We start from the raw sequence: 18,976 nt of genomic DNA, 5'->3' as shown, positions 1-18,976 counted from the left end.
TGACTGTTCCTATAAGTAACGCGGTTGCGTTAACGTGCACTAATCTGTAACGCAACCGCCATAAAACAGTGCAGCAACGATAGGCATTATTATAGGAATTAACCTATAACAAGTGACCCATTCTATCGAATAAGTCGGTTTCACATTATTCAACGAAGTGTCATGCGGCCGAGCAAAACCTGGGCTTTTGCCAGGGCTTGTTTTTTCTCCATTAGTTGGCGTAGAGTTTGCCCACTGTGTTTGCATGGGTCGCTTGGAACCTGGACCTGGGCAGTAGCTGAAGTAGTTGTGCTACAACCCGTTCGACGTCTCTTACTTTCCTGCAACCCAGCCCAGTACTCTTTCATGTGAAAGGGGCTGTCATTAATTTTTAGCGTCAAGGAAATAAGAAAATGGCTGATCGTCAGAGCGGTACCGTCAAGTGGTTTAACGACGAGAAAGGGTTTGGTTTTATCACTCCAGAAAGCGGTCCGGATCTGTTCGTGCATTTCCGCGCTATTCAAGGCAACGGCTTCAAAAGCCTGAAGGAAGGCCAGAAGGTCACCTTCGTTGCAGTTCAAGGCCAGAAAGGCATGCAGGCTGACGAAGTACAAGCAGAAGGCTGATCCTTCCTGCGACAAAAAGCCCCTGACATGACATCAGGGGCTTTTTTATGGGCGCTATTCCGTAAAATGATTTTTTTCCTCTGAGAGCCCTGCCATGTCTAAACCCTTGCTGAGTCCCCAAGGCGAGTTCCCCGCCGTTGGCCTGGGCCGTCGCCTGGCAGCGATGTTCTATGACTTCCTGTTGTGCACCGCGCTGCTGATCGTCACCGCGTTTATCTACAAGCTGGTGTGGATCGCGTTCGTGGGCGAAGCCAGGATGCGCACCCTCACCGAATCCGGCGCACTGGACGGTGACCCGCTGCTGTCGACGATTCTGTTGTTTGTGCTGTTTGGTTTCTTTGCCAAGTTCTGGACCCATTCCGGGCAAACCCTGGGCATGCAGGTCTGGGGCGTGCGCGTGCAAAACGCCGACGGCTCGCGGATCAGCCTGTGGCAGGCGCTGTTGCGCTTTGTAGTGTCGATTGCGTCGTGGTTATGCGTGGGGCTGGGGTTTGTCTGGTCGTTGTTCGACAAGCACAAACGCAGCTGGCATGACATCTACTCGGATACGCAGTTGGTGCGCATCCCGAAGCAAAAGAAATAAACCGCTGCCTGAACGAAATCAAAATGTGGGAGGGAGCTTGCCCCCTCCCACATTTTCAACCGAGCTCGCCTCGATTCAGGCGTTACCCGCCAGCTTCAGGCGCGCCGCCTGGGTGAAATCCAGCATGCGCTTGAGCGGTCGCACGGCGTGCGGAATCACCGACGGCTCGACGAATATCTCATTACTGCCCTCACGCAGGCACTGCAGCGTACGCTCCAGCGTATTCATCGCCATCCACGGGCAGTGCGCGCAACTGCGGCACGCAGCGCCGTTACCGGCCGTGGGCGCCTCGACGAAGACCTTGTCCGGGCACAGCTGCTGCATCTTGTAGAAGATGCCGCGGTCGGTCGCCACGATGAAGGTCTTGTTCGGCAGCCGCTGTGCCGCCGCAATCAACTGGCTGGTGGAGCCCACCGCGTCGGCCAGTTCGATTACCGAGGTCGGCGATTCCGGGTGCACCAGGATCGCTGCGTCCGGGTACAGCGCCTTCATGTCTTCCAACTGCTTGGACTTGAACTCCTCGTGGACGATGCACGCACCGTCCCACAGCAGCATGTCGGCACCGGTCTGGCGCTGGATGTAGGTACCCAGGTGCTTGTCCGGGCCCCAGATGATGGTCTCGCCGTTGTCCATCAGGCTTTCGACGATTTCCAGCGCACAGCTGGAGGTCACCACCCAATCGGCCCGGGCCTTGACCGCCGCCGAAGTGTTGGCATACACCACCACGGTGCGCTCGGGATGCTGGTCGCAGAACGCCGAAAACTCATCCACCGGACACCCCAGGTCCAGGGAGCACGTGGCTTCCAGGGTCGGCATGAGGATGCGTTTTTCGGGGGTGAGGATTTTGGCGGTCTCGCCCATGAAACGTACACCGGCGACCAGTACGGTCTTGGCCGGGTGGGCTGCGCCGAAGCGGGCCATTTCCAGGGAGTCGGAGACACAGCCGCCGGTTTCTTCGGCCAGGGCCTGGATCACAGGATCGCAATAGAAGTGGGCAACCAGCACCGCGTCCTGAGCCTTGAGCTCGGCAGCAATGGCGGCACGCAGGCTCGCCTCTTCCTCGGCGCTGAGGGCCTTGGGCTGCTTGGCGTCGAGGTGGGCTTGAACCAGTAGGCGTTCGGAAATGTGCGTCATGTTCGCAAGACCTGCAGGCGCAGTAGCGCGAAAGTCGAGTGTACCACCGGCTCTGGAGCCCTTCGGGCGCCGCCGGACGAAGTGATTGTGTTCATCAAGCACGGGTAAAGGTGAAGCTGCGCAAGGCTACAGAATATCCAATGGTTTCAAAAGCCTAATCTGGCTTTGACGCGTGCGCCTGTCGATTAAAAAACCGCAATAGTACCTTGGGTCTCCCCCGCCTTCAGAAATCACCTCAAGCACATAGCCGTCAGCGGGCAGAGTTCATGCAGCAAGTTCGTTCAGACCGTTTTGGAAAGAGGCTCAAACTGGCATTGGTACCGGGCGTCCTTGAGGTTGCTTTCGAACTGTTCAAGACCGTCGTAGATGTTTTGCAGCCCTTCGATCTGGGCTTTCAGCTCGAGCTTTTTATCGGCAATGGCCTGGTTGCCCAAATCCCACGGCAGCTCCAGGCCCCGGTGGTCCTGAAGAATCGCCTGCATTTCCTTAAGCTTGAAACCCAGCTGCTGAGCACACTTGATGAACGTCAACAGCTCAACGCCTTGCTGGTTATAGACCCGATACTTACCTTCGCGTACAGGCGGCGGCAGCAAGCCAATGTCTTCATAGTGGCGGATCGTCTTGACGGTAGTGCCCGATAGCTGGGCGGCTTTGCCGATATACATGAAAAGTCCTTTTTTGGCACAAGAGTGGGGAGAGCACTTTGGCGCGCCGCATCTTCACACATGTCTACGGGGTCGGAAACCCGAAGGTGGCAAAAGGCAGTGTACTTGGCAGGGATAAAGCCGGCATCGCCTGCTGCAAGGCGATGCTGTGCAACGGCTATGTCAGCGGCAAGCGATAGCCTGGGCTTGCTTGAGCCAGGCTTCGCGCTGGGAGTCGCCGGAACCGAGGATCGGCCCGAACGTAAGGGTCTTCAATGGTTTGATGCCGCAGAACTCCAGGGTGGTCTTGCGCATCTGGTGCAGGCCCGGCATGCGGTAGACCCACTTGTAGTACCACGGCGGGGTATCCATCGTGACCAGCAGGTGAGCCGTGCGCCCCTTCAAAAGCTTGTCGGGAAAGGCTTTGCCTTCGCGGTACTTGAAGGCAAAGCCGGGAAGGAATATCCGATCGAAGAAGCCTTTCATCAGGGCCGGAATTCCGCCCCACCAGATGGGATAGACAAACGCCAGGTGCTCAGCCCAGGTGATATCGGCCTGGGCCTTGAGCAGATCGGGCTCCAGCAACTGAACCTGTTTGTAGCCATCGTGCAGCACTGGATCAAACCGCAGAGCATCCAGGCGTAACAGACGCACATCGTGCCCGGCCTCCGTGGCCGCCTTCACATAGGTGTCGGTCAATGCCCCACAGAAACTGTCGGTTGAGGGGTGCCCCAGAATCACCAGTACTCGCTTGCTCATCATCACTTCATCCTGAAAAGTCGAGCGGGCAGGATAGGGTGTGCCCGTAACAGGAGAGTCAACAGGGAGGTTTGCCAAATGCTGGTATAGCTTGGGTGCATTGCGCACCGGCAGGTAAGCACCAAATCGCGGGCAAAAAAAAACCCGGAAATCCTCACTTGCGTGGGCCTTCCGGATTTTCTAAACCGCCAAAAATGGTGGGTCGTGTGGGATTCGAACCTACGACCAATTGGTTAAAAGCCAACTGCTCTACCAACTGAGCTAACGACCCGCTGTGTGGTGGCGCGTATAATACTGATTTCTAAGGATTATTCAACACCTTATTTGAAATAAATCAGAAATAACGCGTCGGGTCCGTAATTCCGGCCATTTGGAAGCCCTCTGCACGCAGTCGGCAGCTGTCGCATTTCCCACAGGCACGGCCGTCATCGTCTGCCTGATAGCAGGAAACTGTCAGCGAGTAATTGACACCGAGTCCTACGCCAACCTTCACGATAGCGGCCTTGCTCAGGTTTTGCAGCGGTGCCTGGATCCGGAAACCCTGCCCTTCTACCCCGGCTTTTGTCGCCAAATTGGCCATGCGTTCGAACGACTCGACGTATTCCGGGCGGCAGTCCGGGTAGCCGTTGTAATCAAGGGCATTAACCCCGATGAAGATGTCCCGCGCATTCAGAACCTCCGCCCAGCCCAGGGCCAGGGACAGGAACACGGTGTTGCGTGCCGGTACGTAGGTGACCGGGATGCCTTGGGTGGGGGCCTCCGGGACGTCGATAGTGCTGTCGGTCAAGGCCGAGCCACCCATGCCGTCGAGGTTCAGGCCAATCACCTTGTGTTCGACCACGCCCAGGTCTTGGGCAACACGGGCGGCGGCCTCCAGCTCGGCGCGGTGACGCTGGCCGTAGTCGAAGCTCATGGTGTAACAGCTGTAACCTTCGGCGCGAACCATGGCCACTAACGTCGCGGAGTCGAGGCCACCGGACAGCAGGATGACCGCGCGCTTTTGATCAGTCATCTCAGCGCCCCGGTTCGTCGTTCCACAGATATTTATGCAGCTGCAATTGCAGGCGTACGGGCAGGTTATCGGCAACCACCCAGTCGGCCAGATCGCGCGCGTTCAGGTCGTGGTGGCTGGGAGAGAACAACACCTCACCGGCACGGCGGTCAAGGCCGTACTGGATCAGCTTGGAATTGGCCCAGTCGTAGTCTTCACGGGAACAAATCACGAACTTGACCTGATCGTTGGGCGTCAGCAGTTCGATGTTCTCGTAGCGGTTGCGATGCACTTCCTTGGAGCCCGGCGTCTTGAGGTCAACCACTCGGCTGACACGCGGGTCTACAGCGGAAATATCCAGGGCCCCGCTGGTTTCCAGGGAGACCTCGTAACCGGCATCACACAGCTGTTTGAGCAAGGGGATGGCGTTGGGCTGGGCCAGGGGCTCGCCACCCGTTACACAGACGTAGCGGGGCCGGTAGCCGGCAACCTGTTCCAGGATGTCTTCGAGGGTGCGCACGGTGCCGCCACTGAAGGCGTAGGCGCTGTCACAGTATTGGCAACGCAAGGGGCAACCGGTCAGGCGCACAAAAACCGTGGGCAGGCCAGCGGTTCGCGTTTCACCCTGTAACGAGTAAAAAACTTCGGTGATGCGTAATGTGTCTTGCATAGTCGCCACGGGCGTAACAGCTAAACAGGCTGTCCGCCTCCGTCAGGCACTTCAAGGAACCCCGCCAACGCGTAGGCCCCAGGAAGCGTGTGTCATAAAAGGGCGTGGATTCTAACGAAAAAACCCGCGCCAGGCGCGGGTTTCTTCTAAACGGCTGCATCGCTTACAAGCGTTGCAGATCCCGTTGGGCCAACTGTGCAGCGGAGGTACCCGGATACTGGGCTACGACCTGCTGCAGAATGCCTTTGACCTTGTCGGTATGACCCAGGCGGCGTTCTACGTCAGCGAGTTTATACAGCGAGTCGGGCACCTTGGCGTGCTTGGGGTACAGTTGACTGACCTTGGCAAATGCCTGGCCCGCCCCCTGCAGATCACCCTTTGCCAGATTCACCTCGCCCAACCAGTATTGGGCATTGCCCGCGTACTGGCTGTTTGGGTAGCGGCCCAGGAAGGCGGTAAAGGCTTTGCTGGCCTTATCGAAATCCTTGGCCTTGATCAGGTCGAAGGCTGCATCGTAATACAGCTTTTCCTTCGCCGGATCACCCGGTTCACTGCTGGCGGCAGGGGCTTGGCTCGCAGCGGCGGCCCCTGCTGCTGCACCACCGATAGCCGCGCTGGGCGCGCCACCGGCAGAAGAATTATCAGGAGTAGCGGCAGGTGTAACACCGGCTCCTATACGTCGATCAAGATCCTGGTAACGCTCCAGGCCTTCCTGCTTCAGCTGACGCACCTCATTTTGCAGAACTTCAATGGTGCCTTGTTGCTGCGCCAATTGATCCTGCATGCGTTGCAGCTGGTTGAACAGTTCGCCCTGTGCCGAGGGAGCGGACGTAGCCGCCCCCCCAGCATAGGCGCCGTTCGTGCCATAACCCGCTGGCGGATAGCTGCTCCCGCTATTGTTATAGCCAGAGTTGCTGTCTTCCACAGGAACCGCAGCCCACACCGCAAGCGGGGCGAGGCTGAGAGCCAATACAGTTAGAGCACGACGGCACGTTCGCATGACGAATTACTTACGCAGTTCGACGCGACGGTTTTGAGCCCAGGACTGCTCGTCGTGGCCAGTAGCAACTGGACGCTCTTTACCGTAGGAAACCAGTTCCAGTTGGCCTGGAGCAACACCTTGCAGTACCAGGTAGCGCTGAACGGCTTTCGCACGACGCTCGCCCAGTGCCATGTTGTACTCACGAGTACCACGTTCGTCAGTGTTACCTTCCAGAACAACGCGAGCGCCGTTAGCTTTCAGGTCCTTCGCGTGAACGTCCAGAGCGCGCATGGCTTCTGGCTTCAGGTCCGAACTGTCGTATTCGAAGTAGAAAGTGGTGATAGCGCGCAGAGCAGCTTCTTCGCTCAGGGAGCCGTCAACTGCACCAGTGTTAGCGCCGTAACCAGCGTTTGGATCAACAGCTGCGCCTTCACCGGCATTGTCGCCGCCTTTAGACGAGCAACCAACGGCTACGGACAGAGCCAGAGCCAGAGCAGCAAACTTACCAAACTTCAGCATTTCCATCGTGAAACTCCTAATGAACCCCAGTGTGTTAAGTACTTCTTTTTGTAGCGCCGCGTCAGTTCAGGTAAGGGGACCAGGACGGTTCTCTGACTTCGCCTTGTGCGGTAGGAAGCGGGAGCCTTACGCGTCCATTAATGGACACGAGCATCAAGACTCCCCGGCCCTGCTGGCGGGTGGCGTAGATTACCATGGTGCCGTTGGGCGCAACAGTAGCTGACTCATCAAGGTTGGTATCTGTGAGGATTTTTACCGTTCCACGCTGCAAATCCTGGGCCGCAACCCGGAAATTAGTGAAACCATCCTGACGGTGAATCATCACCAACGTCTTTTCATCAGCCGAAAGCTTAGGATTGGCGTTGTAGTTACCGATAAAGGTCACGCGTTCCGCGCCCCCACCGCCAACGCTGGTCTTGTAGATCTGTGGCTTGCCGCCGCGGTCCGAGGTGAAGTAGATGGTCGAACCATCCTTGCCCCAGAACGGTTCGGTGTTGATACCAGGACCGCTGGTCACACGGCTGATCTGACGCGAAGCCATGTTCATCACGTAGATGTCCGGGTTGCCGTCCTTGGACAGTACGAATGCCAGGCGCGAACCATCCGGCGACCAGGCCGGTGCACCGTTGAGGCCTTCGAAGTTGGTGATCTGCTCACGACGGCCAGTATCGATGTGCTGGACGAAGATACGCGGACGCTTCTGTTCGAAAGACACGTAGGCAATACGCTTGCCGTCCGGCGCGAACCGCGGCGACAGGATTGGCTCACGGGACTGCAGCAAGGTCACTGCCCGCGCACCATCGTAGTCCGAACGCTGCAGGGTGTAGCGAGTGTTGTCTACGGAGAAACGCTCGGCCGTTACATAAAGCAGGCGTGTCGAGAACGCGCCCTTGATACCGGTGAGCTTTTCAAACGACTGGTCCGAGATGTAGTGGGCCATGTCGCGCAGTTGTTCGGCGGTACCCGATACGCTGCCGGTCAGGACCTGCTGCTCGGTGGCCACGTTGAACAAGGTGTACTGGATCTGCAGGCGACCGCCGGCCGGCGTGATGCTGCCGACCATCAGGTACTGCGCGCCCACCGCTTTCCAATCACGGAAGATGACTTCGCTGGCCTGGGTCGGCTGGCTGATCATGTTGCCTTTCGGAATCGGTGCGTAGTAACCGGAGTTGCGCAGGTCGTCGCTGACGATCTGGGCCATGTCGTCCGGCAGCACGCTGCCGCCCTGCCAGCCAAACGGCACTACCGCGATCGGGGTAGCCCGATCGCTGCCGCTGGTGACCAGGATGTTCTTTTCATCCGCCGCCGCTATCCCTGCCATACAGCAAATAACGACAAGCATTCCTCGAAGAAGGTTTCTCACAAGGCTAGATCCTCAGGTGTGAATGTCATCTTGAATGAACGATAGGGAGCGAAGTCGCTTGGTTTCATTCCCTGCATCTCGGTCAACCGGCCAATATTCTTGACCGCGGCAACCGCCGAACTGTCGAACGAACCGTCACCACTGGACTTGGCCACGCTGACCGAAGTCACCGTACCGTCCGGCAACATGCCGATCTGCAGCACTACTGTCATGCCTTTGCGTGCCGAAGGTGGACGTGTCCAGCCTTCTGCTGCCCGCGCCCGAATCAGGTCGTCGAAACTGCCCGCGACTTCATCGCCACGTTCATCGGCCAAGGCTTGCTGACGCTGCGGCGTGTCGGAGAGCAAATCTGCCAAGGCCTGGGCCTTTTTCTCTTCGGCGGATTTACGCGCTGCTTCCTGGGCCTTTTTCTTGCTGGCATCGGCGGCAGCTTTCTTCTTCGCGTCGTCGGCGATTTTCTTCTTCGCCTCGTCTGCTTCAGCTTTTTTCTTGGCGTCTTCGGCGGCTTTCTTCTTCGCGTCTTCGACTATTTTCTTCTTGGCGTCTTCAGCGGCCTTTTTCTTGGCCTCTTCTTCGGCAGCCTTCTTGGCTTCTTCTTCAGATTTCTTCTTGGCTATATCAGCCAATTGTTTCTCTTCAGCTTTTTTAGCTTCGGCAGCTTTCTCGGCTTTCTTGGCTTCATCAGCCTTTTTCGCCTCGTCGGCCTTCTTGGCTTCGTCAGCCTTTTTCGATTCCTCGGCCTTTTGAGCCGCCTCTTCTTTCTTTTGTTCCGCAGCAGCCTTCACCGCTTCCTGCTCGACCTTCTTCTGTTCCATCTGTTCGACTTCAGTCTGGCGCGCAGCCGACTTCTGGGCCTCACCCGCAATCTTCTGATTGGTCTGGGTGGTGGCCTGGCTTTTCGATTTCAGCTGATACAGGGTCGCCTGCACGATCGGCTTGGCTGGCGGCAGGTCCGGGGTCATGGCAAAGCTGACGAACAGCATGCCAAAGACCAGGACGTGCAGGGCAATTGCCCAGACGCTAGGCCAGAAGAAGCTTTCCGAGGCGGACGGCTCTCGCTGTTGGTGCATCAGGGCGCCTCGGTAATCAAGCCAACGTTACCGACGCCGGCCTTCTGCAGCCCGCCCATGGCGCCCATGACGGAACCGTAGTCGACCGACTTGTCGCCGCGGATGAACACCTGGGTGTGCTTGCCGCCTTCGTTGCCGGAGCGAATGATCTTGGTCACCGCATCGGTCATCGCCGGCAGGGTCAAGGCCTTGTCCTGCTGTTTCTGCGTGTCGACTTCGCTGCCAAGGTTCCAGTAATAGGTCTTGTCAGCCTTGATCGAAATGGTCAGGACCTGAGTGTTGTTGTCCTGCGGCAAGGCTTCACTGGAAACCTTGGGCAGATCAACCTTCACGCCCTGGTTGAGCATCGGCGCGGTCACCATGAAGATCACCAGCAGCACCAGCATCACGTCGATGTAGGGCACTACGTTCATCTCGGCGACCGGCTTGCGCTTTTTGCGAGCTCGAGCGATTAAAGCCATTGGGAATTACCTGCTTATTCTTCGCTGGTGTGCACTTTACGGTGCAGGATCGCCTGGAACTCATCGGCGAAGGTGTAGTAACGGCCGATCAACGTTTCGCTGGTGGCAGCAAAGCGGTTGTAGGCAATTACTGCGGGGATAGCGGCGAACAGGCCGATCGCGGTGGCGATCAGGGCTTCGGCAATACCCGGGGCCACGGTGGCCAGGGTCGCTTGCTGGGCCTGGGCCAGGCCGCGGAACGAGTTCATGATCCCCCACACGGTACCGAACAGGCCGATGTACGGGCTGACGGAACCGACGGTAGCGAGGAACGGCAGGCTCTGCTCCAGCTTCTCTTCTTCACGGGAAATGGCGACGCGCATGGCACGGGCCACGCCTTCCATGACCGCTTCCGGATCAACACCCGGCTGCTGGCGCAGGCGCGAGAATTCCTTGAAGCCGGCGCGGAAGATCTGCTCGACGCCCGAGTCCGGGTCCGGGTTGCTGCCGGCCTGGCGGTACAGCTTGGACAGGTCGATACCCGACCAGAAGCGCTCTTCAAAGCTCTCCAGGGCACGTCGACCGGCACGCAGCAGGTTGCTGCGCTGAAAAATCATGACCCAAGAGGTAACCGATGCGGCTACCAGGGTCAGCATCACCAGTTGAACCACGACACTGGCATTGCTGACCAGGCTCCACATGGAGGAATGGTCGACGACGGTAGGTTCCACGCTAAATCTCCTGCTTTGATTGTTTACCCGCGCCGCTCACGGCGGCAAAGGCCGCACGTAGAGTTTCGGGAATGGCCCGAGGTTTCAAACTGTTGGTGCGCACACACGCCACCAGGAACTGCCCCTCACAGAGCAGCGTTGCATCCGTTGCCCGCCTGACCTGCTGCTTGAAACGCAGGCTGGCACGGTTCAATTCGATTACTTCAGCGCTGACCAGCAACTCGTCGTCCAGTCGCGCCGGTGCGTGGTAGCGCGCCTCGCTGGAATGCACGACGAATAACAGTTCCTCCCCTGCCAGCTGGGATTGGGCAAAGCCCAGCTCCCGTAGCCGCTCGGTACGAGCCCGCTCCATGAACTTGAGATAATTGACGTAATACACGATGCCGCCGGCATCGGTGTCCTCGTAATAAACGCGACAGCGATGTGCGAACGACTGATCCCCGTTTTGCGCGCGCATACTCTAGTGCTTACTCCTCAGGTTGCCAATCCGCTGGGGCAACTGTTTTTTCATTCTCGAAAAACATATCCAGTGACTGAATGACGACGCCAGCCACTAGGACAGCACAAACATCGAATAAATCGACTGGCGTGAAGCTTTTAATCGTCCACTGCATCAAGGAATTCGTCTACCACGGGCATCTCACCCAATCGTGACGGAATGTTTAACCCGAAGTGCAGATAGGCATGGCGCGTCACCACCCGCCCCCTTGGCGTGCGCATGATATAGCCCTGCTGGATCAGGTACGGCTCCAGCACATCCTCGATGGTATGGCGCTCTTCACTGATGGCCGCCGCCAGGCTGTCGACACCTACCGGACCGCCGTCGAACTTCTCGATCATGGTCAAGAGCAGGCGTCGATCCTGATGATCGAAGCCGTGCTCGTCCACATCCAGCAGGTTCAGGGCCAGGTCCGCCACGGCCTTGGTGATATGCCCCTTGGCCCGGACTTCGGCAAAGTCACGCACGCGACGCAGCAGGCGGTTGGCAATCCGTGGCGTGCCCCGGGCCCGACGGGCAATTTCGAACGCGCCTTCCGGGTCCAGGGGCAAGCCGAGAATACTGGCCGAACGGCTGACGATGGTCGCCAGATCGGCGGTGCTGTAGAACTCAAGACGTTGAACAATGCCGAAACGGTCTCGCAGCGGGTTGGTCAACATGCCCGCGCGCGTGGTCGCGCCCACCAGCGTAAACGGTGGCAGGTCGAGCTTGATCGAGCGCGCCGCCGGGCCTTCGCCGATCATGATGTCGAGCTGGAAATCTTCCATCGCCGGGTACAGGACTTCCTCGACGATTGGCGAGAGCCGGTGGATCTCGTCGATGAACAGCACATCATGGGGCTCGAGGTTGGTGAGCAACGCCGCCAAATCACCTGGCCGCTCCAGCACCGGGCCGGAGGTGGACTTGATCGACACACCCATTTCCTGGGCAATGATGTTGGCCAGGGTGGTTTTACCCAGCCCCGGCGGGCCGAAGATCAAGGTATGGTCCAAGGACTCACTGCGCCCGCGCGCGGCCTGAATAAACAACTCCATCTGCTCGCGCACGGTGGGCTGGCCGATGTAGTCGGCAAGGCTAAGGGGGCGGATGGCGCGGTCCTGGACTTCTTCACGATCACGAGGCCCGGTGGCCGCGATCAGACGATCAGCTTCAATCACTTAAATCATTCCCTTCAGGGCTCGGCGGATCATGTCTTCGCTGCTCAGGTTCTTGTCCTTGATGGCCGAGACGGCCTTGCTGGCCTCCTGGGGTTTGTAGCCCAGGGAGATCAGCGCACTGACGGCGTCGCTTTCAGCACTCGCGACCTGGCCCGCCGGCATGTCCGGCTGGTTCGGCACCAGGGCGAACATGCTCGGCACCACTTCCCAGGCCTTGAAGCGGTCCTTGAGTTCTACCAGCAGGCGCTCGGCGGTTTTCTTGCCCACGCCCGGTACCTTGGTCAGCGCCGAGGTGTCCTGGGCCGACACGGCACGTACCAGCTCATCCACTTCCAGGCTCGACATCAACGCCAGGGCCAATTTAGGCCCCACGCCATTGAGGCGAATCAACTCGCGGAAGAAGTCGCGGTCACGCTTGCCAATGAAACCATAGAGTAGTTGCGCATCTTCGCGCACCACCAGATGGGTATGCAGCGTTATGGGTTCACCGACCGACGGCAGGCGGTACAGGGTGGTCATGGGCACTTCCAGCTCATACCCCAGCCCGTTTACATCCAGAATCAGGTGCGGCGGCTGTTTCTCAGCCAGGGTGCCGCGCAAGCGTCCAATCACGGTTCAGATCCTTAAAGCTTGGGGTCAGAGCGAGGCCTGACCGGAAATAACGATTGCGCTGATGCTATCAGAGACGCAGGCGCCCGCCACGACTGCGTGCCGTGCCCAGGCCGTGAGGCAGCAGGCTGGAGCGCGTGTGTGCATGGCAAATGGCAATGGCCAGGGCGTCGGAGGCATCGATCTGCGGCTTTGAGGTGAGCTTGAGCATGTGCATGACCATCATCTGCACCTGCTCTTTATTGGCCGCGCCGGTGCCGACCACGGACTGCTTGACCTGGGTCGCGGTGTACTCGGCGATCTCCATGCCCTCCTCGGCGCCGGCGACGATGGCGGCGCCACGAGCCTGGCCGAGCTTCAACGCCGAATCTGCGTTTTTTGCCATGAACACCTTTTCGATGCCCATGGTCACCGGTCCGTAGGTCTGGATCACTTCACGCACGCCGCGATAGACGATCTGCAGGCGCTCAGCCAACTCGCCTGCGCCGGTACGGATACAGCCCGAAGCGACGTAGACGCAGCCGCGCGGGGTGTGTTGCACCACACCAAAACCGGTGATGCGCGAACCGGGGTCGATACCTAGGATTAAAGTCATAACGCCTGCAGGTCGGATAAACACATTTTTTGATACACCGTAGTTCTAATGTGGGAGGGGGCTTGCTCCCGATGGCGATCGTCCAGTTAGACATAGGCTGACTGATACACCGCCATCGGGAGCAAGCCCCCTCCCACATTTGGATCTACTTCATTCTTCAGCCTAGCTGTTCGGCCACGGATTCCGGGATGTCGGCGTTGGAATACACGTTTTGTACATCATCCAGGTCTTCGAGCATATCGAGCATCTTCAGCACTTTCTGCGCACCGTCCAGGTCCAGCTCGGCACTGGTGGTCGGCAGCATCACAATCTCGGCGTCGGAGCCTTTGAAACCGGCCGCTTCCAGGGCGTTACGCACGGCGTAGAAACCGGCGAACGAGGTAAACACGTCGATGGAGCCATCTTCATTGGTCACCACGTCGTCGGCATCCGCCTCCATCGCCGCTTCCATCAGTGCATCTTCATCCACACCCGGCGCGAAGGAGATCTGCCCCTTGCGTTCGAACAGGTAGGCCACCGAACCGTCAGTCCCCAGGTTGCCGCCACACTTGCTGAACGCATGACGCACGGCGGCGGCAGTACGGTTGCGGTTATCGGTCATGCATTCGACCATCACCGCCACGCCACCCGGGCCGTAGCCTTCGTAGGTCAACTCGACCATGTCGTCGGTGTCGGCAGCGCCGGCCCCACGGGCCACGGCACGGTCGATAATGTCACGACTCATGTTGGCGCCGAGGGCCTTGTCCAGGGCCAGGCGCAGACGCGGGTTGGAGCCCGGGTCACCACCACCCTGGCGGGCAGCGACCGTCAGCTCACGGATCCACTTGGTGAAGATCTTGCCTTTCTTGGCATCCTGACGCTCTTTGCGGTGCTTGATGTTCGCCCACTTGGAATGGCCAGCCATAACACAACTCCGAAATTCTCTAGAAACCTTATCAACCCCACCCGGGGTGGGATACAACCCTTGTAACGCAAAGGCGCATCCGAAGATGCGCCTTTTTAGACTGCGTAAACCTCAGTGCGCTTTCACGCAGCAGCCTTACTCAGCCTTCGGCGTCTCGCGCAGGCGAATATGCAGCTCGCGCAATGCCTTGGCATCCACCACACCCGGAGCCTGGGTCATGACGTCCGCAGCACTCTGGGTTTTCGGGAAGGCGATCACTTCACGGATCGACTGGGCGCCGGTCATCAGCATCACCAGGCGGTCGAGGCCGAAAGCCAGGCCACCGTGGGGTGGCGCGCCGTATTTCAGGGCGTCGAGCAGGAAACCGAACTTCTCTTCCTGTTCCGCTTCGTTGATGCCCAGCAGGCGGAAGACCGCTTGTTGCATCTCTTTGCGGTGGATACGGATCGAACCGCCACCCAGCTCAGTACCGTTCAACACCATGTCATACGCGCGGGACAGCGCGCCTGCCGGGTTGGCTTCCAGCTCTTCGGGCGAGCACTTCGGCGCGGTGAACGGGTGGTGCAAGGCGCTGAAGCTACCGTCATCATTCTCTTCGAACATCGGGAAGTCGACGACCCACATCGGTGCCCACTTGCAGGTCAGCAGGTCCAGGTCGTGGCCCAGCTTGATCCGCAGCGCGCCCAGGGCTTCGCTGACGATCTTGGCTTTGTCGGCGCCGAAGAACACGATGTCGCCGTCGACCGCGCCCACGCGATCCAGGATCACATTGAGGTTGGCTTCCGGGATGTTCTTCACGATTGGCGACTGCAGGCCTTCAACACCCTTGGCGCGCTCGTTGACCTTGATGTACGCCAGGCCCTTGGCACCGTAGATGCCGACGAACTTGGTGTAGTCGTCGATCTGCTTGCGCGGCATGCTCGCGCCGCCAGGCACGCGCAGGGCGGCGATGCGGCATTTCGGGTCGTTGGCCGGGCCGCTGAACACCTTGAAATCAACTTCGGTGAGCTGGTCGGCCACGTCCACCAGTTCCAGCGGGTTACGCAGGTCGGGCTTGTCCGAACCGTAGCGGCGCATGGCCTCTTCGAAGGTCATGTGCGGGAATTCGCCGAACTCCAGGTCCAGTACTTCCTTGAACAGGTTGCGGATCATCTGCTCGGTGATGCCCATGATCTCTTTCTCATCGAGGAAGCTGGTCTCGATGTCGATCTGGGTGAATTCCGGCTGGCGGTCGGCGCGCAGGTCTTCGTCGCGGAAGCACTTGGCGATCTGGTAGTAACGGTCGAAACCGGCCACCATCAGCAGCTGCTTGAACAGCTGCGGCGACTGCGGCAAGGCGAAGAAACTGCCGGCGTGGGTACGGCTAGGCACCAGGTAGTCACGCGCGCCTTCCGGGGTGGCCCGGGTCAGGATAGGCGTTTCGACGTCAAGGAAGCCGTTCTCGTCGAGGAAGCGGCGGATGCTGGTGGTCATGCGCGAACGCAGGCGCAGCTTCTCGGCCATTTCCGGACGACGCAGGTCCAGGAAACGGTAGCGCAGGCGGGTTTCTTCGCCGACGTCGGAGTATTCGTTCAGCGGGAACGGCGGGGTTTCCGATTCGTTGAGTACTTCCAGCTCGTAGCCCAGCACTTCGATCGCACCGGACGCCATGTTCGCGTTCACGGCACCGGCAGGACGCAGGCGAACCTTGCCGGTGATCTTCACGACGTACTCGCTGCGCACACGGTCAGCAGCGGCGAAGCTTTCGGCGCGGTCCGGATCGAACACCACCTGGGCCAGGCCATCACGATCACGGATATCGAGGAAGATCACCCCGCCGTGGTCGCGGCGACGGTGAACCCATCCGCAAAGGGTGATTTCCTGACCATCCAGGGTCTCGTTCAGTTGGCCGCAATAGTGGCTGCGCATCATGGTAGTGGTTTCACTTCTCGTAATTCGAAATTCGGTGGAGGCCTGCCTCGTCACCGTACATTAAAGCAGGGGACGGATAATGCAGGAGCCTGCGCATGGAGTTCAACTCAGTCTGCTTTGTCGCCGCCCGCAAGGTTCTTCTTCGAACCGGTCTTGAAATCGGTCTCGTACCAGCCGCTGCCGCTCAGGCGGAAGCCCGGCATGGACAACATCTTCTTGAGCTCGGGTGCCTGGCAGGCCGGGCAATCGACCAGCGGCGCTGCGCTGATCTTCTGGATGGCTTCCAACTGATGTCCACAGGAAGCACATTGATAGTCGTACATGGGCATGGCGATGTCTCGGCGGTCGATCGTTACTGTGCCGCGCCCGCTCTTGATAGAGAGCAGAGGGAGAAAGCCCCGGCAGCAGCAAAGCGCGGGATTATATCTGGTAAATCAAGGCAGCGCAGCCGGCTTTCTGCCCGGGGCAGGCCCACCTCGACAGCGGACCAGCCCCGAGGCCTGCCGATTACTCAGGGCTTGGCGAGACAGCACGGCCCTTTAACAGATGAACCACACACACTACCCTGACCAACCCACTGAAGTTCTTCACTCCTCCATACCGCAAGTGCACTTCCCGATCGACATAGGACAGCAATGCGCTGACAGAGCAGGCATTGATCCTGGCTATTTCCGTGAGGATATTCCAATAGATCTGCTCAAGCCGAAGACAAGTGGAAAACCCATTGAGCCTTACCGATCGGGACAATGGCTTGGCCAGCCCCATATCGAACCCCTTGGCGAAGGGGTCGACGCTTATCTTGTGGAAACCACCGGTTTCCATCACTCCCACATCCACTCCACGTGACATACACCTGACACTCCATTGCCAAACAACAGCCCATGGGTTCTCCCATTGGACAGTGGCCCTATAAGACAGCAGGACGAAGCAGGCAGCCAGAAGACGGGGCGTTGATAGGCGTAGGACAACGCCAGGAAATGCGTGGAAACAAGCAAGTGGCGCCACAACGGCGCCACTGTGGGTGACGGTTACTGGTTTTCGAGCAGGGAGCGCAGCATCCACGCGGTTTTCTCGTGAACCTGCATGCGCTGGGTCAGCAGGTCCGCGGTCGGCTCATCGCTGACCTTGTCGAGCAACGGGAAAATACCGCGTGCGGTACGCGTGACCGCCTCCTGGCCCGCCACCAGTTGCTTGATCATCTCTTCTGCGCTGGGAACTCCCTCTTCTTCCTTGATGGAGGAAAGACGGGCGTAGATCGAATAGGCGCCCGGTGCCGGGAAACCCAGGGCACGGATACGCTCGGCTATGGCGTCCACCGCCAGCGCCAGCTCGTTGTACTGCTCTTCGAACATCAGGTGCAGCGTACGGAACATGGGGCCCGTGACGTTCCAATGGAAGTTGTGGGTCTTCAGGTACAGTACATAGGTATCGGAGAGCAGTCGTGAAAGCCCATCGACGATGGATTTACGATCTTCTTCACTGATACCGATATCGATTGCCATGTTTATCCCCTTCAATTGACAAGCATTCATTGATCAGGTGCACGACCACTCTAGCAAGAGCGCCGCGTAGACGCAGCCCGACACCCTCGGGCGACATGCGACAAATCGCCCCTGCACGACCTTTCAGCCCGTGCAGTACAAGCCTTTGGACACGTCGGAAATTTCCTTTAAGGCCGCCAGAAACACCTGCACATGTCTAGGACAAGCGTTTCACGCAGAAATGCCACGCCCCTTTCAACCGCGGAAAATGCTCGATTTGAGTAGGCACGGCCTTTGCTGTTAAATAGGCAGCGTGTCGCCGTCGTTAATTTCCACGGCAAGCGGCATAGGCTGATACCCGCGCACGTGCCCAACGCCTCCCATTGTTCAGAAGCGAACCGTGCCAGTCAGCTCTTCCTTGTGATCCGTCTTAACGTGAGTTAATCAAAATGTTGAAAATCGTCCACCTGCTAACGGGCGTTGCAGCGTTGCTGCTGTCCTTTATCCCGAGCCTGCAGCCTGAAAGCCTGCCCTACCTGCAACAACACGACGCTCTGTACCTGGCCTTGTTCGGCCTTCTTAACCTGACGCTCGCTCCCGTAATCCCTTACTGGAACAAAGGCACACGTCATCAACTGCAAAACCTGGTCAGCGCACTGCTGGTACTGACCGTTGTCGTACAAACCCTCACCCTCCTGGCACCTATGCCTGAAGTGGGCGGCCATCCGGCCATCCTGCTCAGCCTGGTGATTGCTGTGGTCGCTATCGTTCTTCACCTGGCCATCAGCTTCTACCGTTCGTCCCCGGCGGCCGCGTCGCAAAACTACGACATGACCAATCGGGATACCGGTACCGTCAAGTGGTTCAACACCTCCAAAGGCTTCGGCTTTATTTCCCGCGATTCGGGCGACGACATCTTCGTCCACTTCCGGGCTATCCGTGGCGAAGGCCATCGCGTCCTGGTGGAAGGCCAGCGCGTGGAGTTCTCCGTGATGAATCGCGACAAAGGCCTGCAAGCCGAAGACGTGATCGCTGCCCTGCCGCGTCGCTGATTCCAGCCGTCGCAGCAAAAAAAACCGCGATCCAGCCTTGGCTGGGTCGCGGTTTTTTATTGCACTCGGATTAATAGTGCGGTGGCGGCGCCTCTTCTTCGGACGTCTCGAACTGGCCGCCCATTTCTTCCTGACGCTTGAGCAGCGCGGTCATCTGCAGCTGCAGGCGTTCAACCGCGCGCTGCTGGGCGACCAGGATGTCATTGAGGGTCTCGATGGTGTCGTCCTGAAAAGCCAGGCGGCTTTCCAGATCGGTAACGCGGTCTTGCAAGTCCAT

General features: G+C 58.8%; 24 protein-coding genes and 1 tRNA gene. 3 read left to right on the top strand and 22 right to left on the bottom strand.

Annotated features, from left to right (window positions below):
* The first annotated feature begins 392 nt into the window (after window positions 1–392).
* On the top strand, window positions 393–605 hold the full coding sequence (locus tag B9N88_RS18865) for a cold-shock protein (RefSeq protein WP_014339904.1): 213 nt from the start codon (window positions 393–395) through the stop codon (window positions 603–605).
* Window positions 606–699: 94 nt separating this feature from the next.
* Window positions 700–1,188, top strand: a complete 489-nt coding sequence (locus tag B9N88_RS18860; protein WP_027605550.1) for an RDD family protein — start codon at window positions 700–702, stop codon at window positions 1,186–1,188.
* 75 nt (window positions 1,189–1,263) lie between these two features.
* On the opposite strand, the gene nadA is transcribed toward B9N88_RS18860, so the two are convergent.
* The 21 genes from nadA to B9N88_RS18755 all read right to left on the bottom strand — a co-directional run bounded on the left by nadA (window position 1,264) and on the right by B9N88_RS18755 (window position 17,668).
* Window positions 1,264–2,322, bottom strand: a complete 1,059-nt coding sequence (gene nadA, locus B9N88_RS18855) for a quinolinate synthase NadA (protein WP_027605549.1) — start codon at window positions 2,320–2,322, stop codon at window positions 1,264–1,266.
* Window positions 2,323–2,603: 281 nt separating this feature from the next.
* Window positions 2,604–2,987 (bottom strand): MerR family transcriptional regulator, encoded by a 384-nt coding sequence (locus B9N88_RS18850; protein WP_027605548.1) that lies wholly within the window; start codon window positions 2,985–2,987, stop codon window positions 2,604–2,606.
* A gap of 162 nt (window positions 2,988–3,149) precedes the next feature.
* On the bottom strand, window positions 3,150–3,728 hold the full coding sequence (locus B9N88_RS18845; protein ID WP_027605547.1) for an NAD(P)H-dependent oxidoreductase: 579 nt from the start codon (window positions 3,726–3,728) through the stop codon (window positions 3,150–3,152).
* A 192-nt stretch (window positions 3,729–3,920) separates the two neighbouring features.
* A tRNA-Lys gene (locus tag B9N88_RS18840) sits at window positions 3,921–3,996 on the bottom strand.
* Window positions 3,997–4,059: 63 nt separating this feature from the next.
* Window positions 4,060–4,737 carry a 7-cyano-7-deazaguanine synthase QueC gene (queC, locus tag B9N88_RS18835; RefSeq protein WP_027605546.1) on the bottom strand — a complete coding sequence of 226 codons (678 nt, stop codon included), beginning with the start codon at window positions 4,735–4,737 and terminating at the stop codon, window positions 4,060–4,062.
* Window position 4,738: 1 nt separating this feature from the next.
* Window positions 4,739–5,386, bottom strand: a complete 648-nt coding sequence (gene queE, locus B9N88_RS18830) for a 7-carboxy-7-deazaguanine synthase QueE (protein WP_027605545.1) — start codon at window positions 5,384–5,386, stop codon at window positions 4,739–4,741.
* A gap of 163 nt (window positions 5,387–5,549) precedes the next feature.
* The gene (gene ybgF, locus B9N88_RS18825; protein ID WP_027605544.1) at window positions 5,550–6,386 is read right to left on the bottom strand and encodes a tol-pal system protein YbgF; all 837 of its coding nucleotides are present in this window, start codon (window positions 6,384–6,386) and stop codon (window positions 5,550–5,552) included.
* A gap of 6 nt (window positions 6,387–6,392) precedes the next feature.
* Window positions 6,393–6,893 (bottom strand): peptidoglycan-associated lipoprotein Pal, encoded by a 501-nt coding sequence (gene pal, locus B9N88_RS18820; protein ID WP_003209827.1) that lies wholly within the window; start codon window positions 6,891–6,893, stop codon window positions 6,393–6,395.
* A gap of 55 nt (window positions 6,894–6,948) precedes the next feature.
* Complete coding sequence (tolB, locus tag B9N88_RS18815; RefSeq protein ID WP_043293513.1) at window positions 6,949–8,229, bottom strand: Tol-Pal system beta propeller repeat protein TolB; 1,281 nt, start codon at window positions 8,227–8,229, stop codon at window positions 6,949–6,951.
* 17 nt (window positions 8,230–8,246) lie between these two features.
* A complete protein-coding gene (gene tolA / locus B9N88_RS18810; RefSeq protein ID WP_027605542.1) occupies window positions 8,247–9,320 on the bottom strand; it encodes a cell envelope integrity protein TolA in 1,074 nt (357 codons plus the stop codon).
* Window positions 9,320–9,772 (bottom strand): protein TolR, encoded by a 453-nt coding sequence (tolR, locus tag B9N88_RS18805; protein ID WP_161793227.1) that lies wholly within the window; start codon window positions 9,770–9,772, stop codon window positions 9,320–9,322. Before tolR ends, tolA begins: the two co-directional genes overlap by 1 nt.
* Before the next feature lie 23 nt (window positions 9,773–9,795).
* Complete coding sequence (tolQ, locus tag B9N88_RS18800; RefSeq protein ID WP_015885609.1) at window positions 9,796–10,491, bottom strand: protein TolQ; 696 nt, start codon at window positions 10,489–10,491, stop codon at window positions 9,796–9,798.
* A gap of 1 nt (window position 10,492) precedes the next feature.
* Complete coding sequence (gene ybgC / locus B9N88_RS18795; protein WP_027605541.1) at window positions 10,493–10,948, bottom strand: tol-pal system-associated acyl-CoA thioesterase; 456 nt, start codon at window positions 10,946–10,948, stop codon at window positions 10,493–10,495.
* Window positions 10,949–11,088: 140 nt separating this feature from the next.
* Window positions 11,089–12,147, bottom strand: a complete 1,059-nt coding sequence (ruvB, locus tag B9N88_RS18790) for a Holliday junction branch migration DNA helicase RuvB (RefSeq protein WP_003175801.1) — start codon at window positions 12,145–12,147, stop codon at window positions 11,089–11,091.
* Window positions 12,148–12,759 carry a Holliday junction branch migration protein RuvA gene (gene ruvA / locus B9N88_RS18785; protein WP_003175802.1) on the bottom strand — a complete coding sequence of 204 codons (612 nt, stop codon included), beginning with the start codon at window positions 12,757–12,759 and terminating at the stop codon, window positions 12,148–12,150.
* A gap of 67 nt (window positions 12,760–12,826) precedes the next feature.
* Entirely contained in the window at window positions 12,827–13,351 is a 525-nt protein-coding gene (gene ruvC / locus B9N88_RS18780) for a crossover junction endodeoxyribonuclease RuvC (protein WP_027605540.1), read from the bottom strand.
* Window positions 13,352–13,508: 157 nt separating this feature from the next.
* Window positions 13,509–14,255, bottom strand: a complete 747-nt coding sequence (locus B9N88_RS18775) for a YebC/PmpR family DNA-binding transcriptional regulator (RefSeq protein WP_027605539.1) — start codon at window positions 14,253–14,255, stop codon at window positions 13,509–13,511.
* Window positions 14,256–14,390: 135 nt separating this feature from the next.
* A complete protein-coding gene (gene aspS / locus B9N88_RS18770; protein WP_027605538.1) occupies window positions 14,391–16,166 on the bottom strand; it encodes an aspartate--tRNA ligase in 1,776 nt (591 codons plus the stop codon).
* A gap of 107 nt (window positions 16,167–16,273) precedes the next feature.
* Complete coding sequence (locus B9N88_RS18765) at window positions 16,274–16,495, bottom strand: FmdB family zinc ribbon protein (protein WP_010208103.1); 222 nt, start codon at window positions 16,493–16,495, stop codon at window positions 16,274–16,276.
* A gap of 178 nt (window positions 16,496–16,673) precedes the next feature.
* Window positions 16,674–17,015: a ribbon-helix-helix domain-containing protein gene (locus B9N88_RS18760; RefSeq protein WP_027605537.1), complete on the bottom strand. Its 342-nt coding sequence runs from the start codon at window positions 17,013–17,015 to the stop codon at window positions 16,674–16,676.
* 179 nt (window positions 17,016–17,194) lie between these two features.
* Window positions 17,195–17,668 (bottom strand): Dps family protein, encoded by a 474-nt coding sequence (locus tag B9N88_RS18755; RefSeq protein ID WP_027605536.1) that lies wholly within the window; start codon window positions 17,666–17,668, stop codon window positions 17,195–17,197.
* Between the two features lie 428 nt (window positions 17,669–18,096).
* Here B9N88_RS18755 and B9N88_RS33065 point away from each other — a divergent pair, with 428 nt between their 5' ends.
* Window positions 18,097–18,699 (top strand): cold-shock protein, encoded by a 603-nt coding sequence (locus B9N88_RS33065; RefSeq protein WP_005790922.1) that lies wholly within the window; start codon window positions 18,097–18,099, stop codon window positions 18,697–18,699.
* Window positions 18,700–18,769: 70 nt separating this feature from the next.
* Here the strand turns inward: B9N88_RS33065 and B9N88_RS18745 are convergent, their stop codons facing one another.
* Window positions 18,770–18,976, bottom strand: coding sequence for a SlyX family protein (locus B9N88_RS18745; RefSeq protein ID WP_027605535.1), 207 nt, complete (start codon window positions 18,974–18,976; stop codon window positions 18,770–18,772).

Source organism: Pseudomonas sp. LAMO17WK12:I1, assembly GCF_900177315.1.
GTDB lineage: Bacteria > Pseudomonadota > Gammaproteobacteria > Pseudomonadales > Pseudomonadaceae > Aquipseudomonas > Aquipseudomonas marginalis.
The sequence above is the reverse complement of the archived record's forward strand: the minus strand, read 5'-3'. Positions and strand labels throughout refer to the sequence as shown.